The organism is Flavobacterium quisquiliarum (assembly GCF_019308285.1).
Classification (GTDB): domain Bacteria; phylum Bacteroidota; class Bacteroidia; order Flavobacteriales; family Flavobacteriaceae; genus Flavobacterium; species Flavobacterium quisquiliarum.
The window spans coordinates 1-14,033 of the sequence record NZ_WWEM01000032.1 but is presented as its reverse complement, the minus strand read 5'-3'; the positions used below and the strand labels follow the sequence as shown (position 1 = coordinate 14,033).

The following is a 14,033-nucleotide window of genomic DNA, read 5'->3' as shown; positions in this document are numbered from 1 at the left end:
AATCATCATTTTATTTTTTGAGATTCAAAAAAACATCATTTTTTTAATATGATGGAGATTCTCTATGTCGCCTTAAAAGTGAAAACAAAGATTTTCTCATTCTTTTCAAGCCATTTTTACAGCAGCAGTTACTATTTCAAACATTCAAATTAACTAAAAAAAATAATCATGAAAGTTTCTATCATTACTATTTGTTACAATAGAAAAGAAACCATTACAAATTGTATAGAGAGTGTTCTATCACAAGATTACTCCAACATTGAATATATTATTATAGATGGAAATTCAACTGACGGTACAAAGGAAATCATTGAATCTTATGAAGAGAGGATAAGCACCTACATATCGGAACCTGATAAGGGAATGTATGATGCCATTAATAAAGGATTGAAAATCGCAACTGGAGATGTTATTGGATTGATGCATTCTGATGATGCGTTTTACGATAACGAGGTTGTCTCAAAAATTGTTACCATGTTTAAAATGTTTCCTTCTCGTGACGGAGTTTATGGTGACGGAATTTATGTGACAAATGACAGTGAAGAAAAAATTGTAAGAAATAGAATAGGAGGGGCTTACAATTACAAAAAAATAAAATCTGGGTGGCTGCCACTTCATCCTACAGTATATCTCAGAAAAAGTATTATTGAAAAACTAGGCTATTACGATCTTGATTTCAAAATAGCGTCAGATACGGAGTTCCTGCTGCGTTATTTATTTAAAAGCAGAATAAAACTGGCCTACCTTAATACTTACTTAGTAAAAATGAAGATGGGAGGTTTAAGCACATCTCGCAGCAGGGCGTTTGAAGTTCTTTACGAAGATTACCGCATTTACAGATATCATGGTCTTCCAGCCTTCACTGCAGTATTTAAGAAAAAGCTACGGGCATTAAAACAATATTTGAATTTAGAACCTATTGCTTAGATTTTTCTGTAATGCAAAATAGTAATCACAAAAGTAACAGAAGAGGTATCATAACAGTATTATTTTTAATATGCACAGCAGCTATTTTTTATTATTCATGGCTGCCTTCTTCCAATTTAAGAACCGAAACTTATTTACCACAATTTATAATAGAATGGACTAATGAATATCTCAATCTGCGTACAGCAGTTCCTTTTCTGCTGTTAGGATTTTTATGTGAAGCCGGCCAGGAATCAGCGGTTGATTACAAAGAGATGAATTTCTTTTTTGTAGAGAAGAATACTATTCTAATCTGTACAGTAATCGTTTGTCTGGCAGAAGCAGGACAGTTTTTTATATCAGACAGACATCCCGATTTTATGGATATTGTTTTTGGAGTAGCCGGAGGCATCTGTGGCGGAGCAGCTGCTGTATTATTCAAGAAGTTAAATCATTATTTTTTTTATAAAAATGCGTAACAGACATAAATTCACTTTTATTTTTTGCAGTATTTTATCTGATATTTCGGCAGTCGTTATCAGTATATCATTATTCTTTTATTTTGCTAAAGAAACAGATGTGCAATGGACTTCGTCTTTTGTCAATAATAGTCATTTAATTGCAGCAGCAGGATGGTTATTGACCACTTTATATTTTAACTTATATCGTCTGGATACTGTTTTTAGTCTTCCAATTTTCTACCGTAACAGCTGGCGCGTTTTTTTATGCCAGTTTATATTCTGGCAAAGCTATATTGTTTTTTTTGAGGGTTTAAGAAGATATCAGCTGACTATAGGAGCTAGTATGTTGCAATTTACCTTTCTGCTTTTTTATCTTTTGCTATCTAGAATCATTTTCACTTTTGTTTTAAACAACATAAAAAAATGGGTTAAAAAACCTTTTTTTGTTGCTATTTATGGGTTTAATTCAACAAGCATCCAATTGGCATCTAAATTAGAAAGCAATTCTCATTTTTTTAATTTCCTTGGAATTATTAATGATGTTGAAGATCATAATTTAAGAGATAAATCATCGTTTAACGAAGAACTCATAAATGCAATTCACAAATCATCTGAAAGAGGAATTCAAGAATTATACATTGTAGTAAAAACAGAGTTTATAGATGACTTGAATACTTATTTTGAATTGGCAGACAGATACTGCATCCGATTAAAATTTGTTCCAGATTTATCTGACATTTCTAAACATTCATTCAGCAGCACCAGTTACGAAAACTTCCATATTATTAGACCGAGATATGAACCGCTTCAAAATGCTTACAATAGATTAGTAAAGAGGATTTTTGATATTGTTTTCAGTCTGCTGGTCATCATTTTTATTCTTTCATGGTTGTATCCTATTCTCGCATGTATTATAAAAAAACAAAGTAAAGGGCCTGTTTTGTTCAAACAGCTTCGTACAGGCAAAAAAAATCAGTCTTTTTATTGCTACAAATTTAGAAGCATGGCTGTAAATACAGACAGCGACAGCTTGCAGGCTAAAAAAGGAGATATGCGGGTTACGCCAATAGGCAGGTTTATAAGAAGAACGAGTCTTGATGAACTTCCTCAATTTTTCAATGTTTTGTTGGGCGATATGAGTGTAGTAGGACCGCGTCCTCATATGTTGAAACATACAGAAGATTATAACAATCAGATTAATGATTTTATGGTACGTCATTTTGTAAAACCTGGAATTACGGGTTTAGCCCAAATATCGGGACACAGAGGCGAAACTAAAAAAGTTTCTGATATGAAACGCAGAGTAAAAGCCGATATAGATTATTTACAAAACTGGAGTCTGATAAAAGATTTAAAAATCTGTCTGCTCACAGTTGTATTAACCCTTAAAGGGGATGAAAATGCATTTTAACCTAAAAACTAAATAATTATGAATGTAACCTATTATGTTGCCGGATTTCTTTCAGGTATTTGTATTGCCGGTTTTTTTATTGGTAAAGAATTATACCGCTATTACATTAAAGATAAAGTTCAGAAGAAACAGTTAAACCGATTGTCTAAACTGAATGATAAAATGAAAGCAAAGAGAACAGCCCAATACGAATCAGGCGAGTTGTCCAATTCTTTGTAATTGCTTTTTACTTTCAAGTGCTTGAGATAAAGCACAATCTTAATGCCTTAAATTTTAAAATTTATTCCAAAATACAATGAATCGATTACTATATATAATACTTATTAGTATTTTATTTTTTTCCTGTGCATCCAGAAAAGATATTATTTATTTTCAGGATGCCAGTAATTATGCATCAGTTGCAACAAATTTAAAACCTGTTTCTATTGAACCCAATGATATTCTTAGTATTAGAATCGGAGCCTTAGTTCCTGAAACGGCGCTGGCATACAACATTCAAACAGCGAATACAGTTGGTGTAAGCAGCACCCTAGATATTTTGAAAGTGCAAGGGTATCTAGTTTCTCCGGATAAAACCATTGTACTGCCAATTTTAGGAGAAATAAACACTGCAGGTCTGTCTGTAAAAGATCTGGAAACAAAGCTTAAATCTGAACTCGAAAAAGGAGGACATTTAGTGAATCCTTCTGTAGCAGTGCGTATTTTGAATGCAAAAGTGACGATTTTGGGAGAAGTAAAATCGCCGGGAACTTATCCTTTTTTAGAACAGTCAATTTCTATTCCGCAGGCTCTTGGCTATGCTGGAGATTTGACTATTAACGGAAAAAGAAATGACATTTTGCTGATTAGAGAATCTGAAGGAAAAAGAACCATCACACATGTTGATTTAACAACCGCAGACTGGATGAATAACGAACAGTATCAAGTTCATCAAAACGATATTTTAGTCGTTAATCCGAATGATGCTAAAGTAAAAACGGCAGGTTATATAGGAAATGCAAGCACCATATTGACCATTGCATCCTTAATTCTAAGCTCTATAATATTAATTACAAGATAAATCAACTCATGAATACGGATAAAAATGAATATTTCGATTTTATTGAAGAAAATAACCCGGTAGATTTAAAACAAATTATCAATAAATATTTAAAGTACTGGCCAGCCTTTGTATTATCGATACTTATTTCTTTATTCAGCGCTTTTATTTATTTAAGATATGCAAATGTTGTATACAAATCTGAGGCTAAAGTTAAATTGTTGAATGATAAAGAAAATTCAAATTTTACATTAGATGTTTCTAAATTATTTAATAAATCCACCATTAACTTAGAGAACGAGATTGCATTGCTCAAATCAGTTCATCTCTCAGAACAGGTAGTCAAAAATTTGAAGTTGAATGTAGAGTATTACTATAATTCGAGAGTAACATCCAAACAGATTTTTAACCCACCTTTTATTGTGAGTTATCGCGATGGTGCATCCAACCTGAGAAGCACGTTGAATTATACCATAACTGTAACGGCATCAGGATATACTGTTTTAGATATTGCAACTGGAGAAAGCGTTGAGGTAAAAGGATATGTGTCAGACAAAAACATATCTCATTTACCCATCAATATAAAACCAGCTCCAGGGGCTGTAATGAAAAAAAACATCAATAAGAGTTTTAATGTTACTTTAAAAACGCTTCATAAAACAGCTTTGGAATTAAGTGATGCTTTTGAAGTGGATGCTGAAGGAAAAGACAGCGATATATTATCGATTTCCTTAAAAGGCACAAACGGACCGCAGTCAGAATCCGTTATCAACAATTTGATTTATGTTTATGAAGCCGACGGAATTACAGACAAAAAAGAAGTCTCCAGAAGAACTATTAATTTTGTCGATGATCGATTTGTATATCTGAGAAGAGAACTTGATTCTATAGAAAGTTCTAAAAAGAATTATAAAAAAAATAATAAGCTTAGTTTTATTCAAGAGGATGCTGGTTCAAGTATTCTTCAAAAAGCGGCTAAAGAACAGACTTCCTTTGATATAGAATCACAATTGTTATTAGCAGATCTACTCAGAAATAGTATAGAATCTCAAAAAGCATTCGAACTTTTGCCCGCAGATATCGGAATACAAAATTTAATAATCAATCAATTGGTTGCTGATTATAATACAGCGGTTTTATCGTATCAAAAATTTCAGACCAGTGCAGGAAATAACAATCCTTCTGTACAGTTATTGGTTACTACGCTTACGAATTTAAGAAACAATATTATCAATTCTGTAAAAGGCTATAAACAGCAGTTAAGAACAACGCTTGTTCAGAGTGAATCTGCCCAAAAAGAGGCAGAAGGAAGTTTTGCTTCTCTTCCCGAAAAGGAAAAAGTATTGCGAAGTATTGAACGCCAGCAGAATTTAAAAGAAAGTTTGTATTTATTGCTGCTTCAAAAAAGGGAAGAAGCTTCTATAAATTTGGCTGTTACCATACCCAATACTAAGATTATAGATTATGCGATAACAGATATTCATCCTATTTCCCCTCAAAGAAACAAGATTGTATTGATTGCATTTTTTATAGGATTTTGTATTCCGTTCAGCATTTTATTTACATTATTTAAATTAGATAATAAAATATATACAGCTGCAGATGTTGAAAATACAAATACTGTACTGCCTATTTTAGCAGAGCTTCCTTCATTAAAGGATGATAAAGACACTATTATGCAGAATTTGGAAGCTTTTAGAACTCTAGCCAATAACACCAATTTTATTACACCTTATATTGAAGATCAACTTGGAAAAGTATTATTTGTCACGTCATCTATAAAAGGGGAAGGAAAGACTTTTGTTTCTTATAATTTGGCAGCAGCCTACGCGCATCTTGATAAAAAAGTAATTATTATAGGTGCTGATTTCAGAAATCCACAGCTGCATAAACATTTAAACAATACAACAAAAGAGAGCAAGGGATTCAGCAATTATCTGCATGATGGCACTATTCAATGGGAAGATTTATTGTGCAGTAACGGAGATGCTGAATTTCCATTTGATATTTTGCTTTCGGGAATTATCCCACCTAATCCAACATTACTATTGTCCAATCAGCGTTTTGAGCACTTTATTAATCAGGTAAAAAAAGTATATGACATCATTATTTTTGATACGCCGCCAACCTTATTAGTGAGTGACACTCTTATGATTTCAAAATATGCAGATACCACTTTGTTTGTGCTACGCTCTGGAGTAACACAAAAGAATTTAATAGCCTATTCAAACAAATTACACAAAGATCAAAAATTGGTCAATATGGGCTATGTAATTAATGATATTGATTTTAGTTCAGGTTACGGTTACAGTTATAATTACGGATATGGCTATGGCTACGGAAAAGAAATCAAAAAAGAAACAAAACTACAGAAGCTGAAGAAAAAAATATTCTAATGTCGAATTTAGATTAAAGATAGTCATGATAATTAACCAAGATTAAACCACAACAACCACGATCATAAAATTTAAATTTGTTTAAATTTTTAAAAGCTGTTCCATTAAGAACAGCTTTTTTTTGTTTTTTATTTAAGAAAGATACTATTATTAAGCAGTAAATGCTCCATTTTCTTTTTATTGGGAATCTGAAGTTTTACAGTTTTGAATTGATTAATTTCTGTTTTGCTATGGATGTCAGATCCCGTAAAATCATACAAATCATTTTCAAGTAATTCCACTGCTTTTTTCTGAATTATTTTACCATAATATCCCGTTAAAGAAAGCAGATTCAGTTGAAAAAAAATACCAAATTCCTTTAATTTTTCATATTTAGCGATAGAATTATGAAGATAGAAGTAGCGTTCTGGATGAGCAAGAATGATTTTATAGTTTTTAATTTTGATTTCAAAAAGCATCTCATACAAATTAAACGGACTTGAAAGCAGTGGAAGCTCAAGCAGCAGAAAATTATCGTGAATACATAAAAGCTCTTCTTCCTTCATTTTTGCTATCAGAGAAGAATCTAGCATATATTCACTGGCATAATTTTTTAAAAACTCTTTGTTTGCCTTCTCTTTTGTAGCGATTCCAAAAGCAGCTTTTATAGTTTGACTGGTATTATTCCATTTTGAATTGAAAGTGTGAGGTGTTGCAATACCTTTATGAATGTTTAATTCTTTCATTGCGGCAATAAGTTCCGTAGTTTCCTGAGTTGTTTTTGCTCCATCATCTATACCAGGCAATAAATGATTGTGGATATCAATGTAGTTTTCAGGAAGGAAATCTTTTAAGTAGTACCTAGTTTTAATGAACGGAAACATAATTAGAATTTAAGTCTAAATTTAATTCTTATGCTTTTAGATTCATAATGCTAGAAGATCTAATTAGAAACTATAAGTGAATTTTTGTCCTTAATAGTTTCTTTGTTTTTTCTTTTATATTTAAATTTTAAAAATAGTTTGTCATTAGAAATTTTTTACTGGTGTTTTGTTGTAATTAAAGCATTTTTACAATAGATAAATAAATTTCTTTGTTCAGATTATTTCAACATCTTTTAAAAACAATTAGTTGTTATTAGGGTAAACTTGAATATTAATTTTGATCAATAGGTGCATTAAAAAATTTATTGGCAATAAACTGTGAAATATAATTTTTATAAAAAGCCCTCAATTTAAGTTTCTATATTCTTTAGGTGTTTTTCCAGTCTTGGTTTTAAATAATTTACTAAAATATTGTGGGTATTCAAAACCGAGAGAGTATGCAATTTCTCCAACAGACGCATCTGAATTCATTAAAATACTCTTGGCTTCTTCAATAAGGAAATAATGAATTTGGTCTTGTGCATTCATTCCAGTTTCTTTTTTTAACAAGTCTGTTAAATAATTAGGAGACAAATGGACAGCATCTGCCAGATACTTTACTGTTGGAAGACTGTTCTTTTTTAAATCATTTTTGTTAAAACATTCTTTAATAAGGTTTTCCACTTTAGTGACAATATCCCGATTCACATTTTTTCTGGTAATAAACTGTCGTCCATAGTAGCGTGAACAATAATTTAGAAGCAATTCGATATTGGATACAATTAAAGTTTGGCTGTGACTGTCAATGTTTTCCTGAAGTTCGTTTTGAATTTTTACAATGCAGTCATATAATATCTGTTTTTCTTTTTCGGACAAGTGCAGAGCTTCTGATGTTTCATAAGAGAAAAAGGTGTACTCTTTCATTTTTAAGCCCAAAGAAGTGTTACGGATAAGGTCGGGATGAAAAAAAAGACCCCATCCCATCATGTCGTCTCTTTTTTCGATTTCATTATCCATTGTCATTACCTGTTTAGGAGCAATGCAGATTAGGCTTCCTTCTTGAAAATCATAAGCCTGCTTACCGTATCGTAATCCGTTTGCACAATAATTTTTAAACATTATCGAATAAAAATCACAGCAAATGCGAGTACCTTCCTCTACATATTCATCTACTTTACTAAAATCGATAACAGCTACAAGCGGATGATTGATGTTACCTTGCTGCACAAACTTATTTATTTCAGAAATACTTTTTAAATTGATTATTGGTTTCATAGGCTCTTTCTCAAAAAAATAAAGACTAATTTACTTTTTGCTGCTCAATTTTTTAATTTTTTATACTGTCAAATTCTTTTACGATTATTTTGCAATATGTGCTGGCTCTTTCTGGTGAAAAATAATCAACAATTAATCCAGCTAAAGCAAAAGTGCCAATCCAAGATCTAATCCCTGGAGAACTGGAATTTTGGAGAACCAGAAAAGCAGTAATGTAATAGGAAAAAAAACTGTGGCCACAATTTTCATGATTTTTATTTTGTAATTAGAATTTACATTTGGCTCATTACGATTTTATCAAATAGTTTATCTCCGAGATAGGTTCTCATCCAGACCATAGGTTTTGCAAATTTCCCAACTCTATAGCGTGTTTTTGGATTATTGCTGTTTACAATTTTAATGACAGTGTCAGAAATAATAGCTGGACTAGAAGAACCATTTCCTTCGGCAGATTTTTTAGTTCCTTCAATTATTTTTTCCATCAAATTAGCATAAGCACTTTTTTTGGAGATTTTTGAAAAGTTGTCTAGTAAAACAGAGCCAAATTCAGTTGCAATAAAACCAGGTTCTAAAACCACGACTTTAATATTGAATGCTTTTAATTCTAATCGCAGGCAGTCGCTTAACCCTTCAACTGCATGTTTAGAAGCGTGATACCAGGCTCCCATAGGAAAGTACATTTTTCCTCCCATAGAAGATGTGTTGATAATTGTTCCTGAATTTGCTTTACGCATGTGAGGAACTACTTTTTGAGTTACTGCTGCAATGCCAAAAAGATTTACTTCAAATTGTCTTCTGGCTTCATCTAAAGAAACATCTTCAACAGATCCATATAAACCGAAACCAGCGTTATTCCACAAGACATCAATTTTTCCTTCTTTTTGAATAATTGCATTTATAGTAGTTTCTATTTCAGATTCATTTGTTACATCCATTTGAATAGGATATCCTCCTAATGCTTTTAAATCCTGCATTTGATTAATTCGTCTTGCCGCCGCATAAACTGTATGACCCTGTTTGATAAGTGCTTTTGCTGCTTCTTTTCCCATTCCAGAACTTGCGCCAGTAATTAAGATTATCTTTTTCATTTTTTATTTTGTTTAAAATTATTAGACAAAATTAAGACGATTGTATAGGTCAGAATTAATACGAATCCATGATAGTTGTACACTTTTCTAATATAAGAGCTTAAAATGATTCGATATTCATATATAATAGTATTTTTTGTGTGAATTTTTGACTCCTGAAGCTGTTTTAGATAAATAGTGAGTATTGAAAAAAAGAGGTGGTGTTACAGATTAGGTGTTTTTATAATTTAACCATTTAACTGATTGAAAAAGAAGATTAAATTTTAATTATTGAATATAATAGAGACCAACAGTAAGATTTTTGGATTTGACAATTTGAATACTAAGATTCTTTCCCTGTATGATTTTGGCCGTGAGAGTGTAGATGACCTTGAAGGTTTGTTTAAATGGAGATTATTAAAAAGTTAGTTAGTTAGTTAGTTAGTTAGTTAGTTAGTTAGTTAGTTAGTTAGTTAGTTAGTTAGTTTTTGTTTCTATTTTTTCTCAGACTTATTTATTTTTCTCAGATTTTTTACTTTGATTTCTGCTGATGAATGTGGTGGCTGGCTGGAGTGGGGCGCTGATTTGAAAAGTCTTGTCCAGATCAAGTATAAAGAGATTTAAACAAAACCTATTTAAAAATAATTTAGATATTGCCTAATGGTAACTTAAACATGATCTATGTATTTTTTGCCCTTTATTTTAAAATAATTAAAAAAATATAAGTATTTGTTAAGTATTAATACTTATATTTGTACGTATATTGTTTTTTGAAAGCATTAACCTAATCTAAATCTTAAAAATATGATGGACTATATCACACCGCATGAGGTTGCAGAAAACATGATGGCCGCTGCAGTCAGCAAATCACAATTGCGTATAAAAGATTTATTAATAAGAGGAGCTTTATCGGGAGCTCTGCTGGCAATTTCTGTGGCTCTTGCCCTGATGGCAACTACTCAGACTTCATTAAGTCTTATAGGGGCTTTTGTATTTCCTGTCGGATTTGTAATAATAGTTATTCTAGGTCTTGAATTAGTAACTGGAAGTTTTTCACTAGTACCATTAGCTTGGCTTGAGGGGAAAATTTCAGGTTTTAGAATGATTAAAAATCTAAGCTGGGTATTTATAGGTAATTTAATTGGGAGTCTGCTGTTTGCGGTTTTATTTTGGGCAGCCAGTACAGAGACTGGACAGATAAAGGAATTGGGTTTAATTGAGCAGGCAATAATCAAAATTAGTGAGAAAAAAACGATTGGTTACGCCGGTCATGGAATTCCGGGATTGTTTTCTGCTTTCGTTAAGGCTATTCTTTGCAATTGGATGGTCTGCATGGGGGTAATTATGTCAATGACCTCAAAGTCAACATTAGGGAAAATACTGGCGGCGGGCATTCCTATTTTTATATTTTTTGCATTGGGATACGAACATGCGGTAGTCAATATGTTTGTGATTCCCGCAGGCATGATGTTCGGGGCTAAAGTCAGTATTTCTGACTGGTGGCTGTATAACCAGTTTATCGTTACTGCCGGCAATATAATTGGCGGACTGCTTTTTACGGGCATGACTGTTTATTATACGCATGTAGATAAGACAAAAACAGTTACTGGCGATAAATTGTGATTTGATTTTTTAATGAATTTCAGGTTGATCAGCATAAAATGCTTTAGCTTTTTGGCATTTCGCTATCAATTTCATCAGTAGACTGGGAGACAAAATGCGGATGAAAAGCTGTATCAAAAACCATTTGAAGTTTTGAAGTCTTCAGCAGCAGTATGGAGAAGGGCTTCCTTTTCATATACCGCAGCAAAGAGTTTTTTTTTCTCCCGTGCCAGAACAATAAGGGTATTATGTCCATTTTTCAGTTCATTGTCTTTTAATGTTTGCAGAACTTCCTGTTGCTCTATTTCTTTTCTGTCGAATGCATGAAGTTCTTTAAGGGATTCGTAATATTCAAGGTAGGCGGTTTTAAGCGGTTTCCCTTTCGGGATTCCGTCAGCAGAAAGTTTTCTGATATGGGAAATGAGCTTATCAAACTCTAAGCTCTGTTGTTTCACAGCCTTTAAAGCGCCTTTGTAATCCTCTTTCTCTAGACATTGTAGCTTTTTTTCTCCTGGACCTTCTTTTCCAACAACAATCTCAAAAGCTCTTCGTTCCGATTGATCCAGCGACTTTTTAAAATCGGCAACCTTCGATGATTTGCAGGAGCCTAGTGCCAGAAGTAGAAATACCGTTACACAAGTAGGAAATCTCATTTTATTATGATCTTATGAATTAGACAATATCAAAAATTATTCACGCATTAAAAAATGCTTAAATACTAAGTTATGCATTATAAAGCTCTTATAAAAGAATATAAATCAGAATTGTAAAATCATCATAAAGAGAAACAGTTTAAACGTACTATAATCAGCAGTCTTACAGATGAATTCTAAATATGGTAGTTAAAAATTTAAGTGCACAGTGTTTTATCATGAAATATAATCTTCCAATTTTAATAATTAGCTGTAATTAACAGTATATGCTTACGAACTTAATAAAATCAACAAACATTATGATGTATTTTTTGTTTTAAATCTACAATTGTAGGTAAAATCTTCAATATTTTTTCTGTTTTTTAATTCTTAACCATTATGTTATCAGAAAGTTAAGAAATACTTGTTTTAAAAATCGAAAAAAAATAAAAAAAAGGCTTGTAAAAGCCGATAAACTGTCTACCTTTGCACCCGCTTTGAAACACAAGCGAGGATAAGAAGAAACACACGTTCGTAGACATATTGAATTGACAGCCGTTCCGATGCAAATCGGAACAATAAAAGAATAAGAGTAATAGAATCGAGAGATTCGAATGAAACCGACTGGAATAAGCATCGAATATACATTATAAAAATATACGATGAAGAGTTTGATCCTGGCTCAGGATGAACGCTAGCGGCAGGCTTAACACATGCAAGTCGAGGGGTATGCTTCTTCGGAAGCAGAGACCGGCGCACGGGTGCGTAACGCGTATGCAATCTGCCTTTCACAGAGGGATAGCCCAGAGAAATTTGGATTAATACCTCATAGCATAGCACAATCGCATGATTGAGCTATTAAAGTCACAACGGTGAAAGATGAGCATGCGTCCCATTAGCTGGTTGGTAAGGTAACGGCTTACCAAGGCTACGATGGGTAGGGGTCCTGAGAGGGAGATCCCCCACACTGGTACTGAGACACGGACCAGACTCCTACGGGAGGCAGCAGTGAGGAATATTGGTCAATGGGCGCAAGCCTGAACCAGCCATGCCGCGTGCAGGATGACGGTCCTATGGATTGTAAACTGCTTTTGTACGAGAAGAAACACTCCTTCGTGAAGGAGCTTGACGGTATCGTAAGAATAAGGATCGGCTAACTCCGTGCCAGCAGCCGCGGTAATACGGAGGATCCAAGCGTTATCCGGAATCATTGGGTTTAAAGGGTCCGTAGGCGGTCTGGTAAGTCAGTGGTGAAAGCCCATCGCTCAACGGTGGAACGGCCATTGATACTGCTGGACTTGAATTATTAGGAAGTAACTAGAATATGTAGTGTAGCGGTGAAATGCTTAGAGATTACATGGAATACCAATTGCGAAGGCAGGTTACTACTAATGGATTGACGCTGATGGACGAAAGCGTGGGTAGCGAACAGGATTAGATACCCTGGTAGTCCACGCCGTAAACGATGGATACTAGCTGTTGGAAGCAATTTCAGTGGCTAAGCGAAAGTGATAAGTATCCCACCTGGGGAGTACGAACGCAAGTTTGAAACTCAAAGGAATTGACGGGGGCCCGCACAAGCGGTGGAGCATGTGGTTTAATTCGATGATACGCGAGGAACCTTACCAAGGCTTAAATGCAGACTGACCGATTTGGAAACAGATCTTTCGCAAGACAGTTTACAAGGTGCTGCATGGTTGTCGTCAGCTCGTGCCGTGAGGTGTCAGGTTAAGTCCTATAACGAGCGCAACCCCTGTTGTTAGTTGCCAGCGAGTAGTGTCGGGAACTCTAACAAGACTGCCAGTGCAAACTGTGAGGAAGGTGGGGATGACGTCAAATCATCACGGCCCTTACGCCTTGGGCTACACACGTGCTACAATGGCCGGTACAGAGAGCAGCCACTGGGCGACCAGGAGCGAATCTATAAAGCCGGTCACAGTTCGGATCGGAGTCTGCAACTCGACTCCGTGAAGCTGGAATCGCTAGTAATCGGATATCAGCCATGATCCGGTGAATACGTTCCCGGGCCTTGTACACACCGCCCGTCAAGCCATGGAAGCTGGGGGTGCCTGAAGTCGGTGACCGCAAGGAGCTGCCTAGGGTAAAACTGGTAACTAGGGCTAAGTCGTAACAAGGTAGCCGTACCGGAAGGTGCGGCTGGAACACCTCCTTTCTAGAGCCCATTCTGTTAGCCTTCGGGCACGATTGGGAAATAAGATGCTTAAAATAGAAGGTCTGGAATTTTAAGATTGTATTACTCTTGCTGTTGATTTAAAAAATGATAAAGAATTAAGTAAAACAGAGTCTCGTAGCTCAGCTGGTTAGAGTACTACACTGATAATGTAGGGGTCGGCAGTTCGAGTCTGCCCGGGACTACTATTTAACTTGATTTAAAGGAAATT

The 14,033-nt window shown here is 34.2% G+C and carries 11 protein-coding genes, 1 tRNA gene and 1 rRNA gene; 9 read left to right on the top strand and 4 right to left on the bottom strand.

Features of this window, described 5'->3' with window-relative positions; all coding sequences use genetic code 11:
- Positions 1-168 precede the first annotated feature (168 nt).
- The 6 genes from GSY47_RS15095 (at position 169) to GSY47_RS15070 (ending at position 6,213) form a co-directional block, all read left to right on the top strand.
- Entirely contained in the window at positions 169-927 is a 759-nt protein-coding gene (locus GSY47_RS15095) for a glycosyltransferase family 2 protein (RefSeq protein WP_179002425.1), read from the top strand.
- Between the two features lie 11 nt (positions 928-938).
- Positions 939-1,385, top strand: a complete 447-nt coding sequence (locus GSY47_RS15090; protein WP_179002424.1) for a VanZ family protein — start codon at positions 939-941, stop codon at positions 1,383-1,385.
- Positions 1,378-2,778, top strand: coding sequence for an exopolysaccharide biosynthesis polyprenyl glycosylphosphotransferase (locus GSY47_RS15085; RefSeq protein WP_219071451.1), 1,401 nt, complete (start codon positions 1,378-1,380; stop codon positions 2,776-2,778). Before GSY47_RS15090 ends, GSY47_RS15085 begins: the two co-directional genes overlap by 8 nt.
- Positions 2,779-2,796: 18 nt before the next feature.
- Positions 2,797-2,997, top strand: a complete 201-nt coding sequence (locus GSY47_RS15080) for a hypothetical protein (protein WP_179002422.1) — start codon at positions 2,797-2,799, stop codon at positions 2,995-2,997.
- Between the two features lie 76 nt (positions 2,998-3,073).
- A complete protein-coding gene (locus GSY47_RS15075) occupies positions 3,074-3,838 on the top strand; it encodes a polysaccharide biosynthesis/export family protein (RefSeq protein ID WP_179002421.1) in 765 nt (254 codons plus the stop codon).
- A gap of 8 nt (positions 3,839-3,846) precedes the next feature.
- Positions 3,847-6,213, top strand: coding sequence for a GumC family protein (locus GSY47_RS15070; protein ID WP_179002420.1), 2,367 nt, complete (start codon positions 3,847-3,849; stop codon positions 6,211-6,213).
- Positions 6,214-6,341: 128 nt separating this feature from the next.
- Here the strand turns inward: GSY47_RS15070 and GSY47_RS15065 are convergent, their stop codons facing one another.
- From GSY47_RS15065 to GSY47_RS15055, 3 genes are all read right to left on the bottom strand, one after another.
- Positions 6,342-7,076: a tyrosine-protein phosphatase gene (locus GSY47_RS15065; RefSeq protein ID WP_179002419.1), complete on the bottom strand. Its 735-nt coding sequence runs from the start codon at positions 7,074-7,076 to the stop codon at positions 6,342-6,344.
- Positions 7,077-7,421: 345 nt separating this feature from the next.
- Complete coding sequence (locus GSY47_RS15060; protein ID WP_179002418.1) at positions 7,422-8,330, bottom strand: helix-turn-helix domain-containing protein; 909 nt, start codon at positions 8,328-8,330, stop codon at positions 7,422-7,424.
- A 272-nt stretch (positions 8,331-8,602) separates the two neighbouring features.
- Positions 8,603-9,418: an oxidoreductase gene (locus GSY47_RS15055; RefSeq protein WP_179002417.1), complete on the bottom strand. Its 816-nt coding sequence runs from the start codon at positions 9,416-9,418 to the stop codon at positions 8,603-8,605.
- A gap of 783 nt (positions 9,419-10,201) precedes the next feature.
- Between GSY47_RS15055 and GSY47_RS15050 the strand changes: the two genes are divergently transcribed.
- On the top strand, positions 10,202-11,020 hold the full coding sequence (locus tag GSY47_RS15050) for a formate/nitrite transporter family protein (protein WP_218651387.1): 819 nt from the start codon (positions 10,202-10,204) through the stop codon (positions 11,018-11,020).
- Between the two features lie 113 nt (positions 11,021-11,133).
- Here GSY47_RS15050 and GSY47_RS15045 read toward each other — a convergent pair whose 3' ends face one another.
- A complete protein-coding gene (locus tag GSY47_RS15045; protein ID WP_179002416.1) occupies positions 11,134-11,652 on the bottom strand; it encodes a hypothetical protein in 519 nt (172 codons plus the stop codon).
- A gap of 638 nt (positions 11,653-12,290) precedes the next feature.
- On the opposite strand from GSY47_RS15045, the gene GSY47_RS15040 reads away from it, so the two are divergent.
- Together GSY47_RS15040 and GSY47_RS15035 are read left to right on the top strand one after the other, a co-directional pair.
- A 16S ribosomal RNA gene (locus GSY47_RS15040) occupies positions 12,291-13,804 on the top strand.
- Positions 13,805-13,933: 129 nt separating this feature from the next.
- Positions 13,934-14,007 (top strand) — tRNA-Ile (locus GSY47_RS15035).
- Positions 14,008-14,033 lie beyond the last annotated feature (26 nt).